Annotated in this window: 1 pseudogene; it reads right to left on the bottom strand. The window is 74.9% G+C overall.

The features are described 5' to 3' along the window. Positions 1–251: pseudogene (locus KVT32_RS30860) on the bottom strand (hypothetical protein); the annotation flags it as partial.

Genomic DNA, 251 nt, shown 5'->3' with positions numbered 1-251 from the left:
GGTTGCCGGCCTGGAACACTGCGGTGTTGCCCTCGATCGCCTGCAGGCGCCACGGGCCGACCGCATCCCCGGGCAGCAGCTCCTGAAGTTGGGCGGGCGTGAAGTCCCCGATGCTCGGCGCGACGGACACGCTGCGCTGGTCGGCGCCCAGTTCGGCGCCGTCGACGCGGAATGGCAGCGGCGGCAGCTCGGTCTTGGAGGCGGCGGACGTGCGCGATGCGCGCCGCTGGGCGGGTGCGGTGGCACGCGCG

The sequence above is a fragment of the Achromobacter sp. GbtcB20 genome (assembly GCF_019091095.1).
In the GTDB taxonomy this organism is placed as follows: Bacteria; Pseudomonadota; Gammaproteobacteria; order Burkholderiales; family Burkholderiaceae_B; genus Achromobacter; species Achromobacter mucicolens.
Note: the sequence above shows the minus strand (reverse complement) of the source record. Positions and strands in the feature narration are given on the sequence as shown.